Origin of the sequence: Eggerthella sp., from assembly GCF_048329335.1 — a bacterium.
GTDB lineage: Bacteria > Actinomycetota > Coriobacteriia > Coriobacteriales > Eggerthellaceae > Eggerthella > Eggerthella lenta.
The window spans coordinates 1-1,111 of the sequence record NZ_DBFEGU010000090.1; the positions used below are offsets into that span (position 1 = coordinate 1).

The following is a 1,111-nucleotide window of genomic DNA, read 5'->3' on the forward strand; positions in this document are numbered from 1 at the left end:
GGCGGCTATGCAGCTGCCGAGCACCTGCTGGCCCACTGCCCCGGCCTTACGGCGATTTTCGCCATGTCGGACCTGATGGCGGTGGGAGCCATCCGGGCCATACAGGACCACGGCCTGCGCGTACCGCAGGACATTGCCGTAGCCGGGTACGACGGCATTGCGCTTGGGCGGTACACCGTGCCGCGGCTGACGACGATCCGGCAGAATACCACCGTCCTTGCCGAGCGCGCCGCCGACATTTTGCTGCGCTGCATAGAGGAAAACGCCCCCGCCCGCCACGAGACCGTGCCCTTTGAGCTAGTCGAGGGCGAGAGCATATAACAACAGACCCGGAGCCCGTTTGGTTGGGCTCCGGGTAATTTTTATGCGTGTTTATGCCTGTGCGCTTTCAGGCGTGGCCATGCCGTTTCGTTCGGCAAGGCGGCGCTCGGTTTCCTCGTTCAGATATTTTTCGTCGGGATAGGCACCGTCGTGCCGGTCGGCGTACTCGTCGGAAATCTCATTCTGCAGCTGGCGGCGGATGTAATCATCCCGGTCTGCTTCGCTGGAGAAGCTGTTATTGTCATAGTGGTAGCTGGTCTGCACGCGCTGGGCCACCTGGGCAGCGGTCAGCCCCGCCGGGTAGGAGGCGACACAGTCCAGGTAGTAGCTGATGCCGTCGTCGATGTCCTCATCGGCGCTAAAGTGGTAGCATGTAAAGCCGAGACCGGCGTCTGCGGCCCGCTGCATAACGGCCATACAGTCGGCGGCGAACGTCTCGGCATCGGCGTAGGGGCCCTGCAACGCGGCGTACAGGATGCAGTCGTCGCCGCTTTGCAGCGTGTAGTCGCCGTCGGTGTCATGGTTGAACCAGACGTCGACGCTCAAGGAGTCCGTCTTGGCTTTCAGCGCTGGGTTCGGGGTCAGGGCGCTGTACATCGCGTCCGCTTTCTGCGATTCAATGCGGGTCTGGGCGTAGTTGCGGGCGGGGCCCCACTCGCTGATGGCCAGGGGCAGCAGTGCCGCCGTGCCCACGATGCAGAGCGTGAACGCCGTACCCAGCATGGCGAGCCAGTCAAATTTCACCTTCACGTCGGGCCTGGCGCTGTAGACGAGCATCTCGATGCCCAGC

The 1,111-nt window shown here is 63.3% G+C and carries 2 protein-coding genes; one reads left to right on the top strand and one right to left on the bottom strand.

Annotation, left to right across the window (positions count from 1 at the left end; genetic code table 11):
- The coding region (locus tag ACMO6A_RS02860; RefSeq protein WP_418470750.1) for a LacI family DNA-binding transcriptional regulator at nucleotides 1–321 on the top strand (321 nt) is incomplete at its 5' end.
- Between the two features lie 51 nt (nucleotides 322–372).
- Here ACMO6A_RS02860 and ACMO6A_RS02865 read toward each other — a convergent pair.
- A partial coding sequence (locus ACMO6A_RS02865; protein WP_418470751.1) for a hypothetical protein occupies nucleotides 373–1,111 on the bottom strand: 739 nt, incomplete at its 5' end.